The 19,223-nt window shown below is 49.6% G+C and carries 17 protein-coding genes; 8 read left to right on the top strand and 9 right to left on the bottom strand.

Translation table 11 applies throughout. From position 1 onward, the window contains the following. Positions 1–220 precede the first annotated feature (220 nt). Complete coding sequence (locus tag NST37_RS12755; RefSeq protein ID WP_003386791.1) at positions 221–451, top strand: helix-turn-helix transcriptional regulator; 231 nt, start codon at positions 221–223, stop codon at positions 449–451. 39 nt (positions 452–490) lie between these two features. Beyond that, positions 491–1,462, top strand: a complete 972-nt coding sequence (locus tag NST37_RS12750) for a transcriptional regulator (RefSeq protein WP_339186744.1) — start codon at positions 491–493, stop codon at positions 1,460–1,462. Between the two features lie 333 nt (positions 1,463–1,795). Here NST37_RS12750 and NST37_RS12745 read toward each other — a convergent pair whose 3' ends face one another. The 3 genes from NST37_RS12745 to NST37_RS12735 form a co-directional block, all read right to left on the bottom strand. Then, a complete protein-coding gene (locus NST37_RS12745; RefSeq protein ID WP_339186787.1) occupies positions 1,796–2,641 on the bottom strand; it encodes a nucleotidyltransferase domain-containing protein in 846 nt (281 codons plus the stop codon). A gap of 111 nt (positions 2,642–2,752) precedes the next feature. After that, positions 2,753–2,953 (bottom strand): hypothetical protein, encoded by a 201-nt coding sequence (locus NST37_RS12740; RefSeq protein ID WP_003386797.1) that lies wholly within the window; start codon positions 2,951–2,953, stop codon positions 2,753–2,755. Between the two features lie 88 nt (positions 2,954–3,041). Then, positions 3,042–3,962, bottom strand: coding sequence for an aldo/keto reductase (locus NST37_RS12735; protein WP_339186743.1), 921 nt, complete (start codon positions 3,960–3,962; stop codon positions 3,042–3,044). A 128-nt stretch (positions 3,963–4,090) separates the two neighbouring features. Here NST37_RS12735 and NST37_RS12730 point away from each other — a divergent pair, with 128 nt between their 5' ends. After that, positions 4,091–4,315, top strand: coding sequence for a hypothetical protein (locus NST37_RS12730; protein ID WP_003386801.1), 225 nt, complete (start codon positions 4,091–4,093; stop codon positions 4,313–4,315). Between the two features lie 6 nt (positions 4,316–4,321). Here NST37_RS12730 and NST37_RS12725 read toward each other — a convergent pair whose 3' ends face one another. From NST37_RS12725 to NST37_RS12710, 4 genes are all read right to left on the bottom strand, one after another. Then, a complete protein-coding gene (locus NST37_RS12725; protein ID WP_339186741.1) occupies positions 4,322–5,449 on the bottom strand; it encodes a GerAB/ArcD/ProY family transporter in 1,128 nt (375 codons plus the stop codon). Positions 5,450–5,469: 20 nt separating this feature from the next. Further along, positions 5,470–6,696 carry a Ger(x)C family spore germination protein gene (locus tag NST37_RS12720; protein ID WP_122958539.1) on the bottom strand — a complete coding sequence of 409 codons (1,227 nt, stop codon included), beginning with the start codon at positions 6,694–6,696 and terminating at the stop codon, positions 5,470–5,472. Further along, positions 6,686–8,320 carry a spore germination protein gene (locus tag NST37_RS12715; RefSeq protein WP_243014753.1) on the bottom strand — a complete coding sequence of 545 codons (1,635 nt, stop codon included), beginning with the start codon at positions 8,318–8,320 and terminating at the stop codon, positions 6,686–6,688. Before NST37_RS12715 ends, NST37_RS12720 begins: the two co-directional genes overlap by 11 nt. Before the next feature lie 303 nt (positions 8,321–8,623). Further along, positions 8,624–8,992 (bottom strand): sigma factor, encoded by a 369-nt coding sequence (locus NST37_RS12710; RefSeq protein ID WP_052259727.1) that lies wholly within the window; start codon positions 8,990–8,992, stop codon positions 8,624–8,626. A 241-nt stretch (positions 8,993–9,233) separates the two neighbouring features. On the opposite strand from NST37_RS12710, the gene NST37_RS12705 reads away from it, so the two are divergent. From NST37_RS12705 to NST37_RS12695, 3 genes are all read left to right on the top strand, one after another. Beyond that, on the top strand, positions 9,234–10,175 hold the full coding sequence (locus tag NST37_RS12705) for an MBL fold metallo-hydrolase (RefSeq protein ID WP_122958537.1): 942 nt from the start codon (positions 9,234–9,236) through the stop codon (positions 10,173–10,175). A gap of 119 nt (positions 10,176–10,294) precedes the next feature. Continuing rightward, the gene (locus NST37_RS12700; protein ID WP_024984841.1) at positions 10,295–10,897 is read left to right on the top strand and encodes a TetR/AcrR family transcriptional regulator; all 603 of its coding nucleotides are present in this window, start codon (positions 10,295–10,297) and stop codon (positions 10,895–10,897) included. 19 nt (positions 10,898–10,916) lie between these two features. Then, entirely contained in the window at positions 10,917–11,258 is a 342-nt protein-coding gene (locus NST37_RS12695) for a DoxX family protein (RefSeq protein ID WP_171506558.1), read from the top strand. 175 nt (positions 11,259–11,433) lie between these two features. Here the strand turns inward: NST37_RS12695 and NST37_RS12690 are convergent, their stop codons facing one another. Both NST37_RS12690 and infC read right to left on the bottom strand, forming a co-directional pair. Further along, on the bottom strand, positions 11,434–13,773 hold the full coding sequence (locus NST37_RS12690) for an S-layer homology domain-containing protein (protein WP_039071431.1): 2,340 nt from the start codon (positions 13,771–13,773) through the stop codon (positions 11,434–11,436). A 263-nt stretch (positions 13,774–14,036) separates the two neighbouring features. Beyond that, positions 14,037–14,522 (bottom strand): translation initiation factor IF-3, encoded by a 486-nt coding sequence (gene infC, locus NST37_RS12685; protein ID WP_031933039.1) that lies wholly within the window; start codon positions 14,520–14,522, stop codon positions 14,037–14,039. A 182-nt stretch (positions 14,523–14,704) separates the two neighbouring features. Between infC and NST37_RS12680 the strand changes: the two genes are divergently transcribed. Together NST37_RS12680 and NST37_RS12675 are read left to right on the top strand one after the other, a co-directional pair. Further along, positions 14,705–16,312 (top strand): SWIM zinc finger family protein, encoded by a 1,608-nt coding sequence (locus NST37_RS12680; RefSeq protein WP_339186739.1) that lies wholly within the window; start codon positions 14,705–14,707, stop codon positions 16,310–16,312. Then, positions 16,309–19,221: a DEAD/DEAH box helicase gene (locus tag NST37_RS12675; protein ID WP_339186737.1), complete on the top strand. Its 2,913-nt coding sequence runs from the start codon at positions 16,309–16,311 to the stop codon at positions 19,219–19,221. The genes NST37_RS12680 and NST37_RS12675 overlap by 4 nt, the downstream gene beginning before the upstream one ends. Positions 19,222–19,223 lie beyond the last annotated feature (2 nt).

Raw genomic sequence — 19,223 nt, 5'->3', positions numbered from 1 at the left:
CTGTAGAGAGCTGCCGACCGCACAGGCTATCTTTCGCATGAGGTTTTTAAGCTTCTCTTTGGATTTGCTCTTTTTAACAATCCCCCTTGGTTCATCCAGAGGATTTTTTCTCTGCCATAATCGGATTTACCGAACAAAAACAGCTGATCGACAAGTATTTACAATGTTTACCATACATGGTAAGGTTTAATTGTAAATGAGTTTGATAGGTGGTGTGGAAATGTCTTTGTTATCACTTGGAGATTTGATCAACCAGTATCGGGAGAAGGCAAATATTACTTTGAGTCAATTGGCAGAATTATCAGGCGTAAGTAAGACTGTCCTTGCTAAAATTGAGAAGGGAGAAACAAAGCAACCAGCCTTTACTACCTGGAAGAAACTCAGCGGTGTTCTAGAGCTTCCCTATCCATTTATTATTAGTTCTTTCATTGAGACTGCGGACAATCCGTAAACATTAAAGCTGCTACTAGAAGAATCCATCCAAAACCAATTGGAAACTTTAGCCCAAAAGAGCGCCCAAGCTTTATTTAATTCCCCCAAAATAGATACCTTTATTGCTCTGGATTTTGTTCTCCAGCGATCAACTACTTTAGATAATGCCAAAATGAAGTTACTGCTATTAGAGACCATCATTAATTATTCAAGGAGTCATGGAATACCTCTATACCTTGCCAAAGCATTACTAGATAGATACTTACTAGAGCGAGATGATTTTGTTCGCCTTGAAGAAACTTACCAGCGTGGAATAGAATTAACACATTATACTGAGCATCTAGATCCGCACGACTACGTTCAATTCTATTATCGTATGGGAATACATGCCTACGCACTACAGAGATACGACGAATGCATAAACTTTTGCAAAATTGCCTTTGATACAGATAATCATATGAAGGCCGAAGCTTTAACTGCGGTCATCGGCTCCTACCTGTATTTAGACGATACAACTTTGGCAGAGGTTTACCTGAAAGAATACAAAAACAGTCAATTTGCTGATTTCAAACAAGACCATATACAAGCAATGATCTATTCAAAGAAGGGTCAGTATGATAAATCAATCAGTCTATACAAAGAATTGCTCCATTCTGTAGATAAGGAACGTCGAATATCTATTGTAGTCGATCTCATAGAGGATTGCTTGCGCCTCGGAGACACAAATACAGTAAACGAAATAATTGCTTCCGAGGCTACTTTCTTCCCTTCTGTTCCCATCAAGAATCCAAGACGTATTGAAAAGATGGCAAAATATTTAAGACTTAAGGGATTTTATAATTTCTCGATTGATAAGTTTGACGAAGGAATCAATCACACATTGGTTAGTGCAACTCATTTCAAACAAATTGGTCAATACAAAGAGGCAATGAATTGTGTCGGATTTGTACTGAAGTCAATTGAGGAAAGCGAAAGAAGTATTCCATCTGAGATCATAGAAAAAATCTCAGATATATGCAATCATAGTTAATAAAACAGGAGGAGTTTTTTATGCAAAAGTTCTTAACGCTGTTGTGTTCAGTTCTGCTTTTGGGATTTTTTGCTTTATCCTCTGATATTGAGCAAACATTAATTAAGGCTCCATCTGTCATCATGTCCGTAGATCCTGAATGGTAATTTTTCATTAACATGTAAGAATGGGCTACCTCAAAATAGACACCCTATTTGAGAAGTAGCCCATTTTTTTAATAAAAACCAATCAGAACCGTTTAACGGAAGAATGTGTTAGCACCCAATACCACTCCAAATTCTTGGGCGAGTACTACCATACGCATGGTGCTTTCTGCTCAAATAGCGGGTACTGTTAGCTGCCTAATAGCTGCTCCACTTCAGCTACCAGCTCCCGAAGCTGCTCTACCCCTCTTCTCGTGCTTGCCTCCTCTACAGACAACAAGGTAATGACCTGATCGATCCTGGCCTTGTAGTCCTTTGGCTTGACAGAAAAACGGTCGATCATCATTGCAGCCTTTTTCTCATTGATGCAATATTCTTCATTCTTGGCAAATAATACTTGGTTCAAGCATGCAATCGTCCGAAAGCAGCAGCCAGCCACGTAGGTCACATCATCTTTGTCAACGTTTTTATCAGCGAACATCAGAGAGAACGATGCTTCAAACATGAAATACCCGATCATTGCCTGCTGCAACGCTTTTGGATACGGCTTGGTTTTCGCTTGCAAAGCGGCTAGTCTCTTGGCCGGATCGCATAAAATCCGGCAGATCGACAGCTCGCCCATATACATCACATTCAAATAAGCATGTGGATGCCCGGTTTGGTAATTCGCGGTGACAGAACCTGACAGGCAATCATCGATTACTTGCGAGACCCTGTTCACATCGCGAAAGATAAAGTCCACATGGTACCCTTGAACGACCAGCCATCCTCCGCCGTTTACCCACAGACCCCAAGCGCCCAGAGGTGTGATGATGTTTTCTCTGTGCTCGTCATCCAGCTTCGTGGCGATTTTTCCGATCTCGGCTGCGTCAAAACCACCGGCTTCGTCATAATAAATGCCGATGTCGATGTCGGAAGTGGGGCGATGAGTCCCTCTAGCTCTGGACCCGCCTAATACGATTCCTACTACGCCAGGTACGCCTTGCAAATGTTTCGCAACATCTTCTATGATTTTTTGTACGGTCAAAAAGCTCATCTCCATTTTTTGAATCTGATCATCTACCGTTATTTGTCCATTTTTTCACCCTCCGCTGATACGGCAACCTGGCCATGCCATACCTTTATTGTTTGATCGCATGAGGCGCTGCTATATGTGATGTGTAAATAAATAGGACAAGAAGAAATAAGCGCTGATTGCGGCTCCGCCCATGAAAAGAACTCCGCTTTTCGTCTTCTTCTGAAACAGATGAAGAAAGCCAAAGCAGAAAAGAACTCCCGTTACACTAAAATACGCGATGCCCACCCAGAACACATTCCACGGCAAAAGAGACAAATCTACCGTACCCAAAAAAACACCACCTTGTTTCTACTTTTCTCTCGCTTGAAAAACAGTTTTGTTTTATTGCTTGCAAACGGGAATGGCATTGGTTTTCCAATCACGCCTTCCACGCTTGTGGATGGTCCTCGTTCACCAGCTCTGCCGCTTTGGCGTTCGCTTCCACCTGAGATGGACTCTTGCATCCCGGAATCACCGCAGTGACGGCAGGATGCTTCAAGCACCAGGCCAAAGCCCACTGTGCCATGTCCGTACCCGCAGGCACTTCGTTTTGCTTGATCTCTTCGGCCTGCTGCAGCAAAGAGCGAACGCGCTCCTGGTCGTGATTATGGCGTACGTCATTTTCGGCAAAGACGGAACCCGGCTTGTACTTGCCGCTCAGATAGCCGCTTGCCAGCGGGACGCGAGCCAGTACACCCAGGTCATTCTCCATGCACGCGGGGAAAACCTGCTCCTCAGGGGTACGATCCAACCGATTGTAGACGACCTGTATTGTCTTGGCGGTTACCTTCGGGGCCGATCCTGTCTGATGAATGTTGTCATTCTTGGCGATGGAGAGGCCGAGATGGCGAATCTTCCCTGCTTGCACCTGTTTGTCCAGCACCGTCCATAGCTCGTCATTGTCAAAGGCTTCATCGGGACCGGAGTGGAACTGATACAGATCGATATAGTCGGTCTGCAGCGCCAGAAGTGACGCGTCCAGCTGTTTCAATACATCGTCTGCACTGTAGTTGTTCGTCCGTGTAAACTTGTCGTGGAAGTGATGGCCGAACTTGGTCGCTACCACCCAGTCTTCCCGTCGATCCTTTTTCAGGAAGCCGCCGATCAACCGCTCCGACAAGTGATCGCCGTAGCACTCCGCTGTGTCGATCAGATTGATGCCCAGTTCCTTGGCTCTGTGCAGGATTCGATCCGCTTCCTCCTGGGAGAAATCCATACCCCATTCGCCGCCGAATTGCCATGTCCCGATGCCGACTACTGACACCTTCAACTCTGTTTTTCCCAATCTGCGATATTTCACGAGAAGCCCTCCTCTATCTTTGCTAAATTGCTCTGAGCCCCGGACTGTCTCCCTGCATGCTTGCGGGAATAATCCGTGGTGATTGGCAGAAAATACGCGTAATGTCTCTTCCACAAGAGGTGGACTCCATGAAAAGCTTGTTGATCTTTCTTTTCCTGACAATCCTGTCTCTGCTATTTGCAATGGCAATGGATGTTTTGATCGGCCTGGGTGCTCCGGCATCCTTGCAAAATCTGGCAAACCTGTTCTGGATCATGTCTCCCGCTGAATATATCCTCGTCATTTTCCTATTGATCGTGATTGTCTTTCACTTTGCGCACACCTTCAAGCATGCAAAAGAAACGAAGCGATAAATCGCCTTACCTCTGCTGTTCAGTGGAAAGGCCACTTTCCCCGCGATTGCCGAGAAGTCTGCGAATAAAGGAACCAACCAACAAAAACAGCGGAATGACGGTCACGAATAACTCAAGCGTATATTTCAAATAAAAGTCCCCTTCTACAGAATGCTCGGCATGACTGCCGGCGATATTCATGGAGGAGAACAGGATGATTACCCCGATCGGGAGGATCAGGCTGCGAAGCTTATCCACCTTGAACAGATCGGCAGCACCGATGACCGCCGAATAATAAAAGATGGAGATTTTAAAGAAATTGACGATGATCAGGGTAAAGACGACAAGCGCGTCCAGTCTTTGCAGGAAATTGGCAATATCCACCTTGCTGAGAGTGATCAGCAAGGGAAAGGTTGAACGCTGGACGAGGTCAGCGCCAAGAACGGAAATCTCCAGAGCGGTTATCAGGCTTAAAATGATCCCGCTTACAATCAACCCCGTCATCCCCGCCCGTCTGGCACGCCCCGGCTTTGCCAGATAGGGAAGAATCATGGCAAAGCAGATGATCTGTCCGAACGGAAAGGTGTAGGTTTGCGACACGACAGCCTGAAAGATGGGTTCCCATCCGTTCTCCAGAACTGGCTGAAGAAGCGTAAACTGGACGATCCCCGAAAATATCACCAGCAGGATGCCGACACAGACCAATATCATCACAATGCCGAAAAACACTTCCCCGGTTCTGGCCAATACCTCAAACCCTTTGTGCAGCACGTACGTAATGGCAGCAAGCATAAGAAAATGCAGCAGGAACAAAGGGGTCTCATCATACACAGAGTTAAACAGCAAATCGCCGATGTCACGTGTAATTCGAGCCGACCCATAAATGAAAAAGGCGACGTACAACAAGGAAATGGGCCACCCAAGGACATTTCCGAGGATTTTTCGTATGTAGCCTGTCAAAGGAATGGCAGGATATTGCCGATACAAATACAAGTATACCTGAAAAATAAGCAAACCGGCTATCAGCCCTGCCAAAATGGCGAGCCATGCATCTTGTCCCGCATCGGCTCCCAAGGGGATAACCAGTGAACTGCCTAATTCAAATAATACAATCAAGCAAAACAATTGTCTTGGACTGATTCTGATTTTTTCCATGTGGGATGCCCACCCCCGCTTCATTCATTCCTGACTTTCTTGTCTCGCTTTAGTAAATATGGTTCAGTGATCATCCCTGGCTGGCGGATAAACGCTTTCACCTTCACCTCCACTGGCAGTTGGGAAAAGCGGTCTGGCCAGTCCAGCTTTAAATGCCCCCATGCCTTCGGGTCTGCCCGGCGGATTACTTCTCCAAATCCAAAAATATCTGTTTTGTACTGTTGGGCTGCTTTCACGGCCGACATGATCTGAAGCATCGTTTTATCTTCCAGCTTGTTTGCCAGTTCGTAAATGACCGCTGGACTGGACAAATGAATGGCGCATTTGACATCTGCAATGCTGGCTTCTTCCGTTATCGTTACGGTGATTTGCGGCTTTCCTTGAACCACCTTTCCTTGGATATCCGTCTTGGAACGGGTAATCTCGATTCCGACTTGATCCTTTTTTCCATCGCAATCGACCATCAAAACGGAGCTTTTTAAACTGCCGTGAAGCCAATTCACACCGCGTGCTTGCTCTCCTTCCAGCCAACCCACCAGCTTCCCGGTTCTAAATGCCCCGATCCCGCCGATCTTCTCGATAACATCCGGCTTGGTCAATTGGATATTTTCCACACGCTGGCCGGCTCGCGGATTTCCAAGGAGCTCGACCGCGCTTATCATCGGTTCTCTCCCTGGGTTTCCAATAGCCCGGATTACATCATCGAACTCGATTTTGATGCTTTCTCCCCACAGCTCTTCGGAAAATTCCAATGCGCCTACCCCTGCTGTTGCTGGAATCTTTTCCATCGGTGTGACGATTGCCAGGACTTCTTGGGCAGTTCTGCCCTTGGCAATAACCAAGCGGGCCGTCAAACGGATTTCATTGGACCGCTCAAAAGAGTCTAACACCCCGTTGATGCCTTGGCGGGCTAGCTGTTCGCCAATCATGATGTAGCGAACATGGGAGAAAAAAAGCCGTCGCGGTGCTTTTTGCGAGGCTTTTCGAGCGGCCTCAAAAAGGGTTTCCCCCGTTTCCGTATAAACGGTGACTGGCCCCATGTTTTCGTCCCCTTGCCCAACCGTTCCCGAAATCACGGCGGAAGGGTTGACCACTTGAAAAGAAAAGACGTGCTCATTCTGATTCTTTCCCTTGTCCAATCCAATCGCGGTAACGATGGCCAGCGTACCAAGCTCCCGATTATTCCAGCAGCCTGTCAAAAGCAGAAGGGCCATGCACAAGATCATCAGCAGGCTTCTACTCCTCATGGCGCTCCCCCTCCGGCCTGTTATTCTGCTTTTTCAACATCGAGTGTCCGCTTGGCTCCATCTTTTTGATGTTCTTTTTGTTTATCGCTTTCGTGCGGGTGGCAAGCATCCAGAGGGGCAGCCGGACGAGCGCATCCTTTTGGTCATCCATCTGAAACGGGGCATAGGGGCTCAAATACGGAATGCCAAACGAGCGCAGACTGCTCAAATGCGCAACGAGAACAATCATAGCCAGTGTCAATGTGTAAAAGCCAAAAGTCGCCGCCAGGATCATCAGAACAAAACGGATGAGCCGTGCCGACACAGCAAGATTGTACGCAGGCGTGGAAAAGCTGGCGATTCCCGTAATGGAGACGACAATGACCATCGCGGGCGAGACAATCCCTGCCTGTACCGCTGCCTGCCCCAGGACGAGGGCGCCAACGATGGACACCGCCTGGCCCACCGCCCGCGGCATGCGGATGCCGGCCTCTCGCAATATCTCAAAGCTCAGCTCCATCAGCAGCGCTTCGACCAGCGCCGGAAACGGCACACCTTCGCGGGTAGCGGCCAGGCTGAACAGCAGTGGAGTCGGAATCATCTCCTGGTGGAAGGTGATAGCGGCGATATAGATGGACGGCGCCAGCAGGGATATCAAGAAGCTTGCATAGCGGAGCAAGCGGATAAAGCTGCTGATGTCATAGCGTTGGGCGTAGTCGTCCGATGCAACGAAAAACTGGGTGAACAATGCGGGTACCAACAATACAAACGGGGTCCCGTCTACGATGATGGCCACCCTCCCATCCAGAAGGTAGCGCGATACCAGATCGGGACGTTCGGTATTGTACACAGTGGGAAACGGCGTCATCGTCTGATCCTCGATGAGCTGCTCAATATTCCCCGCCTGCAGAATCCCGTCCACTTTTATGCCGGTCAGCCGCTGTCGTACTTCTTCTACAATTTGGTCACTTACAATCCCGTTCATGTACATAATAGCCACATCGGTATGGGTGATTTCTCCGATCCGATACATCTCCAACCAGAGATTCGGGCTTTTTATCCGTCTGCGTATGAGTGAAATATTCGTCGATATGGATTCATTAAAACTATCCTTCGGTCCCCGGATCGACAGTTCGGTCGTAGGCTTTTCGATGCCTCTCCATTCTCCGCCAGACGTGTTGCAGCCGATAGCCACCGGGAAGTGATCAATAAAAATAATTGTGTTCCCGTCCATAACGGTGTTCATGACTTCATTCCAATTTTCAACCGTGTCGACTTCTCCGACCGGCAAGGCGTGATTTCGGAGAAAATGAAAGACCTGCTCTCCGGATGCTTCGGAGAGGCGCCCCCTATCTTTGGAGAGCATCAGCGGCTGGATGACAAATTCGTTTAGCTGGGGCTGATCTACCAGACCCTCGTTATAAATGGCCGCAACCCGAATTTGCGGATTGCTCCCCAATTCAAACTGACGCACTTTCAAATCAGGGCTGTTTCCTGTTTCTTCCCGAAACCTTTTGATGTTGATGTCAAGGTCTGTGTCTAACGGGCGGTGACCGTCATCTATGGCGGAACCTTGATGGTTCTCGTCTCTGTTTCGGTTGCTGCTAGTCCTTGTCTTTTGAGTAAACTTCCTGATGAACTTCATCTTCAACACCTATATCCCCATCGTAGTATGTAAATTATTTGCAATCTATCAGGGGGATATGCACTTGAAAGACTCGCCCGACTTCCTGCAAAACAAGAAACAAGACGAAGCAGCTTCAGCTTCGTCTTGTTTCGGTTCGGCTTCGTCTTTTCTTGCCTTTGTTATCTCAGTTGATCTGCTATGGACAGCAAATCCGCTTTGGTAACATTCTTGGATGTTGAAGTAATGGTGTAGAGTACAGCGGCCCCGTCTTTTTGCTGAGTCCAGTTGAGTGCATGGGCCTCTTTTGATTCAATGAGGAAATTATTTGCAATTTTTGTGCCGCAGAAAAAGTGATTCCGAATCTGGGCTCGGCTCAGGCAGCTCCATGAGCTTGCCTCGTTCATACAATCGAAATTTGCGCCATAGCTTCCGGTTCCAGTTGCGTACCTGTCGGATAACAACACCGGTTATCCAGGATCGGAACGGTTTATCAAAGTCGTACCGGTACAGCGATTTAAACACTTCTACGTAGACCTCACTGACGACATCAGCTGCATCCTGCTTGTTGTTGACAAGCAGCGAAACGGTCCCGTACACATAGTCCTTGCTGTGTGCGTAGATTTTGCGAAAAGCGTCCTTGTTGCCGCTTCTCGTACTGCGGATACACTCATGCAATTCTGTTTCTGTCATAGGCGGCCGGCCCCCTAGTGCTTATTTCACTACATATTGGTTCCGACATCCGAAAAGGTTCGGTTATCAGTTCAAAGCAAATATAAACAAGACTCGAAAGAGGTATGTATCATCTATAAGAATTTACACTGCCTGGCACAATCACGAAAATACTGCGGCTAAAAAATGCACATCGATCTCTTTACTTCAAAGTTGGGTCGTTGCTATAGTGATTACGATGCTAAGCAAAAGGAGTTTTGGCATGCTACCTACATTGTTATCGTGGCTGGGCGGGGCGCTCGCTGTGCTCTTCGTCATCCTGCTGGCTTATATCGGGTACCGCTATTGGTACCACATGGGCCGGCTTCCGAAACCCCCATCCCGGTCTATCCGGAATAAACCGATGCCCGCAACCTGGAAAGATGAAGAGGTTACGTTTACCTGGGTGGGACACTCAACCATTCTAATCAATCTTTTTGGCACAAAAATTCTGACTGATCCCGTGCTTGGGGAAAAATTGGGGCTTCGCATCGCGGGGATTCACTTTGGGCCGAAGCGTTATACGCCACCCGCTCTGAGCTCTGCGGAAATCGGAGATGTGGACATTATTTTGATCTCTCACGCTCACATGGATCACGTCGATCTGCCCAGCTTGCGGGAGCTGGCTCGTCCATCCATCCATGTCATCACTGCAAAAAACACCAGCAGACTGATTGCCCGCATGCCTTTTGGTTCGTATGAAGAAATTGCTCCGCATGAAACCGTACGTACTGCCAGCGGAGTGAAGATTACGGCTATCCCTGTCCGGCACTGGGGCAACCGCTTTCCATGGAATAAAGATTATGGCTATAACGGCTACATCATTGAAAAAAACGGGGTACGCATCCTCTATCCGGGAGACACGGCCTACACATCATTTGAGGAACTTCCTCGTGCTTTTGGAAGCATTGACATTGCCTTTATGCCGATAGGTGCCTATAAGCCCGATGCATATCAAGCTGCCCACTGTACTCCGGAGCAAGCTTGGGAGATGTTTAAACAGAGCGGAGCCAAATGGCTCGTTCCCATCCATTGGAATACGTTCGTTCTCTCCCAGGAGCCTGTTGAGGAACCTATTCAACGGCTGCTTGCGGCAGCTAGCGATGAAAAAGACCGCATCGTCATTGAGGAACAAGGCGAAACATTTGTCCTTCCAGTCTCTTAAGCTGGAAGGGCTTTTTCTTTTTCCCCTCTATCTTCTTGACTGGAAGTTGATTCCTTTGTTACATTACTCGTAAGTAACATTACTTTTGAGTATCTTTTTGTGGAGGAGGATTGGCTATTGTGGTTCGTGAAAAGGGGTGGAAAGGGAAGGAAAGTCGGAAGCGGCTGCTGGAAGCTGCTGCGGAAGAATTTGCATTGCGGGGATTCCACGAGACAAAAATCAGTACGATCGTAAAGCAGGCGGGATTGACCCAGCCATCTTTTTACCTCTACTTCGCCAGTAAAGAAGCCATTTTCGATGAAATCATCCATGACTTTCGGTCTGGTCTGGGCGAGCTTACGGCGTCCATCCGTCTGGAACCAGGGATCGAGCCGGAGCATTTGCTGCAGCGGATCGTACAGGCGCTGGAAATGGTTTTCAGCTTCCTCGTCCGCAATCCGCATATGACTCGAATCGGGCTCTTCCTTGCTCCGCAAGCGGAACAGATCAAAGAAGATCTGACTTCTCTCCTGCTTGAAAACTTGCGTGCCGAGCAGGAAGCGGGTTACTTTCGGGCCGATGTGGAGATGGCGACGGTCGCGGAATGTCTGCTCGGGATGATTGAGCGATTGACGGTTACACACCTGTTGCCGGGTAAACAAACGCCAGCACGATTGGCGAAGCAGGTCGTCGATGTTCTCATGTACGGCATGCTGCCCCGGGAGTCAAAGGCCAAAGAATAACATAATGGAGGAATAACCGGTGGGACTGATTATCATGCAAGCCGTATTGTCGCTGTTTCTTTTGTCAGGGGGTATCATCAAGCTCGCACGCGTTCCGTTTCAAGTCGAGCATTGGAGCCATTATCACTATCCTCTCTGGTTCATGTCCGTTGTCGGCATTCTTGAGATCGTGGGAGCGCTGGCGCTGATTGGCGGAATATGGAACCGGTATTTGGCCATTGGCTCCGGGGTACTCTTTGTCGTTCTTATGGCGGGGGCGATCCACGCCCATCTGTTTCGAGCAGAGCAGCCGATTGTCACCATCCTGCCGGCGGCAATCTGCCTGATTCTATCTGTCATCGTTATCAGCTCAAGGCTCTGAGGATTCACCACAAGACAGCAGCTATAATAACCGTAGACCATTTACGCTTCCCTTGCTTTCATGAGGCAGTCGTACAACGTAAAAAAGATTCAGGATCGACTCAAAAAATGAGCCCGATCCTGAATCTTTTTGATTTCCCCTATATTCTGTTCCCTGCTGAACGGAAGGCTACCCGTTATCGCTTGTTTACAACGATCAGATAAACATGGCCGTCCGCATTCGTCCACAAGTCGACTTTATCGGAAGACTTCACTTCGTCCTCATCCATATCAGAACCGTCGTAGTATTTCACTTTTGCGTCCTTCGACAGCTTGATGCTCGTGGAGACGTTGTTGAAGAAGACGTATTTATCTCCGTTTACACGGGCTTCAATTCCAATGAACTTTTCTTCTTCCTTGGTCAGAGTGCCTTGTACAACGGCTTTCGTCACTTCGCCTTCACGGTTCATTGTCAGTGTAACCAACTCAAATTGGTCGACATCATCTACCGTATCCGCGTTCAGGACCTTGTATGTCTTGCCGTTTACTTCGATCTCGGCCGATTTGGTCGAGCCGTTTTCATTCACCACTTCTACAGAATCGACTACGCCGCTGAGTGTTTTGGCAGCACCAGTCACCGCTTTTACCTTGCCGTCGTTGTTCAGTACGAGTGTATACTCTTTGTCGTTGGTGTCTGCATTGTCATCAATCGATACTCCGGAAAGAAGCTCATAATCCTTGCCGTTCACCGTAATGGTTTTACCCGATTTCTCGGTTACATAGCCCACTACCGTCTGCTTCTCAGCAGTCAGCTCGACGATATCATTGGTTCCCAGATTGTATTTCCAACTGACGATCCGGTAATCATTCAACTGGTCGGCCTTGATTGTTGTTGCGGAGACCGAGTTTCCGTCGATAGTCAGCTTCGCGTTTGCCAAGATGTCGTAGGTTTTGCCGTCAACCTTGATCGTCGCCAGTTTCGTCTGACCTTCATATGCTGTCGTATCGTCTACCAGCTTGCCTTCCGAGACGCCTACGCCCTGCTCCACTTTGATCAAATTTCCGTCCTGGTCAAAGGTGAGAACGGCAACGCTGTTGTTTTTCAGATCATCCAATTCCGATACCTTGTCCTCGTCGACATAGAGCTTCGTATCTTGAAGAACTTCGTATTCATACCCGTCAAAGCTGATCACGTTGTCATCCGCATCGACCTTGATCGTTTGTGTCGTGCTCAGCTTCGTGTAGGTGACAGCAGACGCTTTTCCGTCAACATCCAGTGTCAGCTCAACGAGGTCCCCTTTGGCAATGTCAGCGAACGATCCCGTTGCTTCCTTGGCCAGCGGATGAGTTTTCCCCTTGATGACAGCATTTGCGGTCAATTCATACGTTTGATCGCCGACTTGAATCTCTTTCTTCGCTTTTGTGCCGCTAACGGTCGAGGTCTTTTTCACGAGACCGCTCGTTGCGTTATCCGAAATGGTAATGGAGGCTACCTTTCCGTCCTCATCCATAACGGCCACGAATTTCTTGCCGATGTGAGAGCGGGAAACCGTTACGCCGCTTTCTACTTCCAGGATGATCTCTTTCCCGTTTACGATCGCCTTGAATTGTTTTTCGTCCCCAACCGCGCTGGAGAAGTTCAGGCCTGTTTTCACGATGCCTTCGACGATATTGGTGTCAGCAGTCACTACGTTCAGGAAAGCGATTTTTCCGTTTTTCACGATGTACTCGACTTTGGCTCCTGCCACGATGCTGCCGAATACTTGCGCATTGTCAGCGATCGTCACTTCTGTTTTTTGTCCGGTCAGCTTCAGTTTTTTTGTAGATTTGTCGTAGGAATCGACAGTTCCTTTTACGACAGGAAGCTTCTGGACCGTGCCTTTTGCATTTCCGTTCTTGTCGTAATAAGCGCCATTGGCGTAAACAGGCGTCTCCATGAAGAAGTCGGTGAACTTGGCTACGACATCACGTCTTGCTGCTGCAGTCGGTTCGTCCTTTGAATCGTAAATGCCCGCCTTGTTGGCTTCGAGCAGATAGGGATAGTACCATTGTCCGGTAGTCGAAGCCGGTACGCTGATTTTCAAGCCTTGTACATAAACGGTCAAAGCTTCTGCGACTTTCACGGTATTGTTCGGTTTAAATGTGCCGTCCGGGTACCCTTTGATAATTCCCTGCGAAACGGCAAGATTTATGTAGCCTGTTGCCCAGTGATCCGCCGGCAGGTCTTTAAACGCTGTTTTTCCTTGCATCAGCTTGGCTTGCTCGTCGGTGTATCCCATTGCCAACACGGCAATTTTGGCAAACTCTGCACGAGTAACCTCTTTTTCGGGCTTGAATGTGCCATCCGTATAGCCTTTCAGGACTCCGGCATAATTCAGCTTCAGGATCGCTCCTTTATAAGCATTCGATGCAATATCGGACAATGGAAGAGCAGTTGCGGCCAAACCGGTATTCGACACCGCCAAAAGCCCGGCCATAACAGCGCCTGCCAGTCCTTTTTTTACTGTTTTTGTCGATAAAACTTTGAAATGATGCAAAATAACTCCCCCATTACTCATTTTGATTTTTGATTTTTTTCGGGATGCATGATGTTTGCGGTCACGAATCGTCCTGTTTTTTTTCTGTCACTTTCGTAAATTTTGGTCATATACGATTCTGTCAGAAATAGTCTATACGCTTCATGAGCAGGTGAATACTTGACGATGGATTGTCGAGAAAAGTTGCAAGGGAATGGATGGTAAAGAAAAAGTGCGCTGTTCAAGGCTAACTGACAATATACGACAACAAACTATACAATTTCTCAACAAGGAAAAAGCACGGCAACCACTTGCTTCCCGCTCACCTGGATGCCCTTTTCCTGTCTCCCGCAATGACCCAACTCTTTGACAAGCTGCTCGATCAATTCTTTTGCCTGCTGTGTCTCTTTTTTCTCCAAACGAACGCATAGCTGTACGGCATCTCCGGAGTGCAGGATTCGCTCCGCCTGCCTTTTTTTCGTATCGTAATCGTGCTGTTCAATATATGCACTAAGACGAATTTCCTTTGTTTTATGGCCTTGCGCCGCTTTGCGCTCCTTTTTCTTTTCCTGGACGCGCTGTTGTTGATACTCATCCCGACTGACAAGCTTGCATGGCGGCGGACTTGTAGCCAGTGACAGACAAATCAGATCGACATTCAGCTCCTTGGCCATACGCAATGCTTCTTTGGTAGAAACGATGCCCAGATTTTCTCCCTGAAGTCCGGTCAGCTCCACTTCGGAGGCTTTGATTTTTTCATTCATCAGCATATCGCTGCACCGTCCTCTTTCGATTTCGTTCCTTCCCATTTTCTTATACTTTCCTAAATAGTCAAGGCACGCAGCATGGTTTCGATGATGCCTCATACGGTTTGTGAAACGATCCGTTTTTGTTTCTGCGGCCGTTTTCGGTATAATGGAGGGATGACACTTGGCACGGAGGCATCGACTACATGTTGCAAAGAGAGTTAACGCGGGAACAAGTCAAGCAACTGGGCGAACAAATCCTCGTTAACATGGAGGAACACATCGTGGAGCAAGGATATCAGTACTTTACCGATGGCATGGTGTTTAACGTTCAGGCGGAAGATGGCGCACATCTCCGCAGCGATGTGCAGGGATCTGCGGTTTACCATGTGGAAATTGACCTGAATGCCTTTGCAAACAGCACCTGTACCTGTTCGTATGCCCGCTATTGCAAGCACATCGCCGCTACCTTTTTTCAAGCATACAGTGTGTTTGATAATCCCCGAGCCTTTATGAACGTACTGCACAAGCCGCGGAGCACTGTGTTTTCTCCCGCCATGCTTGTTCCTGCCTATAAAAAAATCGTAAAATCCGGGGCAAATCCGACTCCCTCCGCTTCGCTAGGCGCTTCCCTGCGCCCAGAAAGCAAGGTAAGCGATTGGTGGAGCTTCCTGGAGAAATGGACACGGAATCTCCCGCTGGCCATGGAAACAGCGCGCCCGTCTTCGGAGTTGTTTTCCAGCTATGAAAACGTCCTGGGAGTTACAAGCTCCTGGCCGGAAGAGCTGGCACAGCTATTTTCTGTTCACGCCAACCTGTTTCATTTGCTGAAGCTGCAAACGTTCGTAAAAGACGTGCGCTCCTCCTACTGGGCTTCCGACTTGACGCAAACGGCTGACAGGCTTGTCGAGCAGCTGGAGGCTGCCCTCTTTTATCTGGATCCAGAGAGCTTGCGGAAGCATTTCTCCTCCCACCTGGAAGAGACACACGAGAAAAGCAAGGAATGGAAGCATTGCGATTCTGCCACGATTTACTGGATACAAGCATATCGCCTCCTGTGGTGGTACCTATTGAACACCCCTGCTTGGATACAAGAGGAAATGGATGAGCTGGACCGCCTGATCAAGAACCCCGTCCTGACCGACGCCGAGCGTGAAAGGTTTTCGATCCTGCAAGCGCATTTTTTGGTTATGAAAGGGGAAGACGAAGCAGCTCTCCGGATATGGAATGGATCGCAGTCGCTTGCTTTGTCCTTCTATCTGCCTTACATGAAAGCTTTTGCGCGGCATGAAGAATGGGAACGCTTCTTGTACTGGGTCGATAGGCTGGAAACCTTGATCGGGACAGCGGATGGACCCGAATACCGCCTGGTTGCTGCCGTCTGGCGGGAAGCGATGGAACGGCTGGGCAGATCGGCCGACTCCGGCGCGATGCTGAAGCGTTTTTTGCCGGCAAGCCTGACCGACTACTGCGCCTACTTGTTTGAAAACCGGCAGTACAAGCAATATCTGGATGTACTCATGACGTACCAAAGCGCTCTGGAACAGATGAATCAGCAGCAAGCCAAGATCATTGAGGACCAAAAGCCCCTTCTTCTCCTGCCGCTGTTGATCCGTGAGATCAATCAACAGATCGGGTCGCGAAATCGCTCGGGTTATCGGGAAGCGGCGAAACTGCTGAAAAAAGTTCGGGCCAGTTATCAGAAAGCCGATCAGCTTGACGTTTGGGAGCGTTTCATACAAGGGCTGGCAACCAAGTATAGCCGTTTGCGGGCATTTCAAGAGGAGCTAAAGAGAGGGAATCTGATTTCATGAATGTTACTTTGCATATGTTTCTCACCGGAGGACTCTTGCCGGACGGTCGTTTTTTCCTCAAGGCTGAGGACTGCATGGGCAATCCCGTGCATCCGGAGCGGGCGGCAGCCTGTCTGTTCGCCTGGGATGAACACTCTTTTTATGGAACGTTTATCGAAAAAACAGATCAGGTCATCCTGCTGGAGCCGCTGGAGGCTCTCCGGTTTCTCGTGTCACCGGGGTGGCTTGAGCACGTTACCTTTACGCTGAGTGAAGACTTGGCCGGTTACCGGACAGCCGCCGGGACGATCATGGATGCCCTTGCAGCCGGCAACTTCCTACCGAGCTTTTCCGATTGGCAGAATGGCCGCTATGGCTGGAAGCTGGCTGATCCGCGTGAACCGCTGCCAGCCTCAGGAGAACGCTTGCTTTCTCTCGTTATAAACGATCTTCTCTCCCAGAGGGGCGGGGTACGGCATGCCTGGAACGGACTGCTGAGACAGTTTCCTGCGCTCGATGTGCTGGGAGAAGACATGTCGCCCCATCTGGGGGAATCGGAATGGCTGCAAACGATTGGACTTGTCCCCGACAATACTCCTTTCCGCACCTGCTTGCAGCTGCTCGAACCGAAGGGTGACGAGGCTGACTGGTCTCTCAAGCTTCTTTTGCAGGATCGGGATTTGCCCGACCGTGTCTTCGAGCTATTGTCGGAAGACCTGGAGGGCCAACTCGCGGTATTCCCGTTGACGCTCGGAAACCAAGACGAGACCGCCCCGACTGGTAACGCCATCATGACGACCGACATGCCGGACGATTGGCGAGAGTATCGCCACCGTCTGAGTCGCGACATCGAGAAGTGCAAGGAAATTCTCCCATGGATGGACAAAGGAGCAAATGACACCCCTCTTTCTGCCCGATTGTCCAATGAGCAGGCCTGGACGTTTCTGACAGAACACAGTTTGCATCTGGTGCAAGCAGGAATCCACGTCTTCCTGCCCGTTTGGTGGGAGCAGGTCAAGCGGACCAAACCTCGGGTGAAAATAAAAGTGTCGGCGCATTCTTCGGGAAGAAGCCCGTCCTTTTTTGGCATCAATCAAGTCATGGATTTTGAATGGAAGCTTGCGCTCGGTCCGCTCGAGCTGAGCGAAGCGGAATTTCGCCGATTGCTGGACCAGAAACAGCGTTTGCTGAAGGTCCAGGGACAGTGGGTGCAATTGACTCCCGCGCTGTTTGCGCAAATGCAGGAGACATTGAAGGGAACGACAGGAAAGAATGGGCTCACGCTGCGCGAGGTCATGAAGCTCTATCTGGCCGGCACAGAGGAGCCATCCGACCCGTCATGGGAGGAATGGGACCGGCCATCTGCCCTTCCCGTCGAGGTTGAGCTGAACCGGCATCTCTTTCAGTTCATGGCGAAGCTCCAGGATACAAAGCGCATACCGCTGATCGAGCAGCCAGCCGGTTTTCAGGGAGAGCTGCGCAACTATCAACGGGAGGGCAGTTCGTGGCTGCTCTTTTTGCGGCAGTTTGGGCTGGGAGCCTGTCTCGCGGACGATATGGGTCTGGGGAAGACAATCCAGTTCATTACCTATCTGCTCTTCCTGAAGGAAACCGAATCACGGCAAAGCCCTTCCCTGCTGATCTGCCCGACCTCAGTGATCGGCAACTGGCAGAAAGAGCTCCAAAGGTTCGCCCCGTCTCTTTCTGTTTATGTGCACTACGGTACGGCTCGGCATAAAAATGAGGCATTTGTCCAGGCGGCACAGGAAGCTGACCTGGTGATCACCTCCTATTCCCTTTCCCATCTGGATGAACAGGAGCTCGCTTCTCTTGGCTGGAGCACCATTTGTCTGGACGAAGCGCAGCACATCAAGAACGCCCAGACCAAACAGGCGACATCCATCCGCAGCTTGCGTGCCGGACATCGCATCGCTTTGACCGGTACACCGATCGAAAACCGTTTGACGGAGCTTTGGTCGATTTTCGATTTTTTGAATCCAGGCTACCTGGGTAGTTTGCGCGATTTTTCGCAGCGTTTTGTCCATCCTATCGAGCGTGATCAAGATCAGACATTGGTTCAGCAGGTACAGCGGCTCATCCAGCCGTTTTTGCTGCGGCGCGTAAAAACGGACCCGCATATCCAACTGGACCTGCCTGCATTAAATGAAGGAAAAGAGTACGTCACACTGACCGCTGAGCAAGGCGCGCTGTACGAGACAACGATCCAGTCGATGTTTGACCGGCTCGACCAGGCTTCGCCGATGCAGCGGCGCGGGCTGATTCTGACGACGCTTACCCGGTTAAAGCAGCTTTGCGATCACCCCGGACTGATCGACAATGGACTCGGCGCGCCGGATGAGAAGACGCGCTCTCCGAAAATCGAGCGCTTGCTTGAGCTGATCAGCGACATTCGGCAGAAAGGCGAACGCAGCCTCATCTTTACCCAGTACATCGAGATGGGCAAGCTGCTGCAGCGCGTCCTCGAAAGAGAAGGCTATGGCCCCGTCCTGTTTTTAAACGGCTCTACCCCAAAGGAACAGCGGGACTGGATGATCTCTCGCTTTCAAGATACCGCCTTGCCTGACTCGGAGCGTGCTTCGATCTTCCTCCTTTCCCTGCGGGCAGGCGGAACCGGCCTGAACTTGACGGAAGCCAACCACGTCTTTCACATCGACCGTTGGTGGAATCCCGCCGTCGAAAAACAGGCGACGGACCGGGCGTACCGGATCGGTCAGCAGCGCAATGTGCAGGTCTATAAATTTATCTCTCTCGGGACGATCGAGGAGAAGATCGACGAAATGATGGAAAGAAAGCTGAGCCTCAGCGAGCAGATTGTCGGCAACGGCGAAAACTGGATAACCGAGCTGTCCACGCAGGAGCTTCGGGAGCTGTTTCTGCTCCGCAGCGAGTGGCTTGATCTGAAAGGATAGGT

The sequence above is a fragment of the Brevibacillus sp. FSL K6-6036 genome, assembly GCF_037964015.1.
GTDB lineage: Bacteria > Bacillota > Bacilli > Brevibacillales > Brevibacillaceae > Brevibacillus > Brevibacillus borstelensis.
This window is presented reverse-complemented; position numbering and strand designations above follow the sequence as displayed.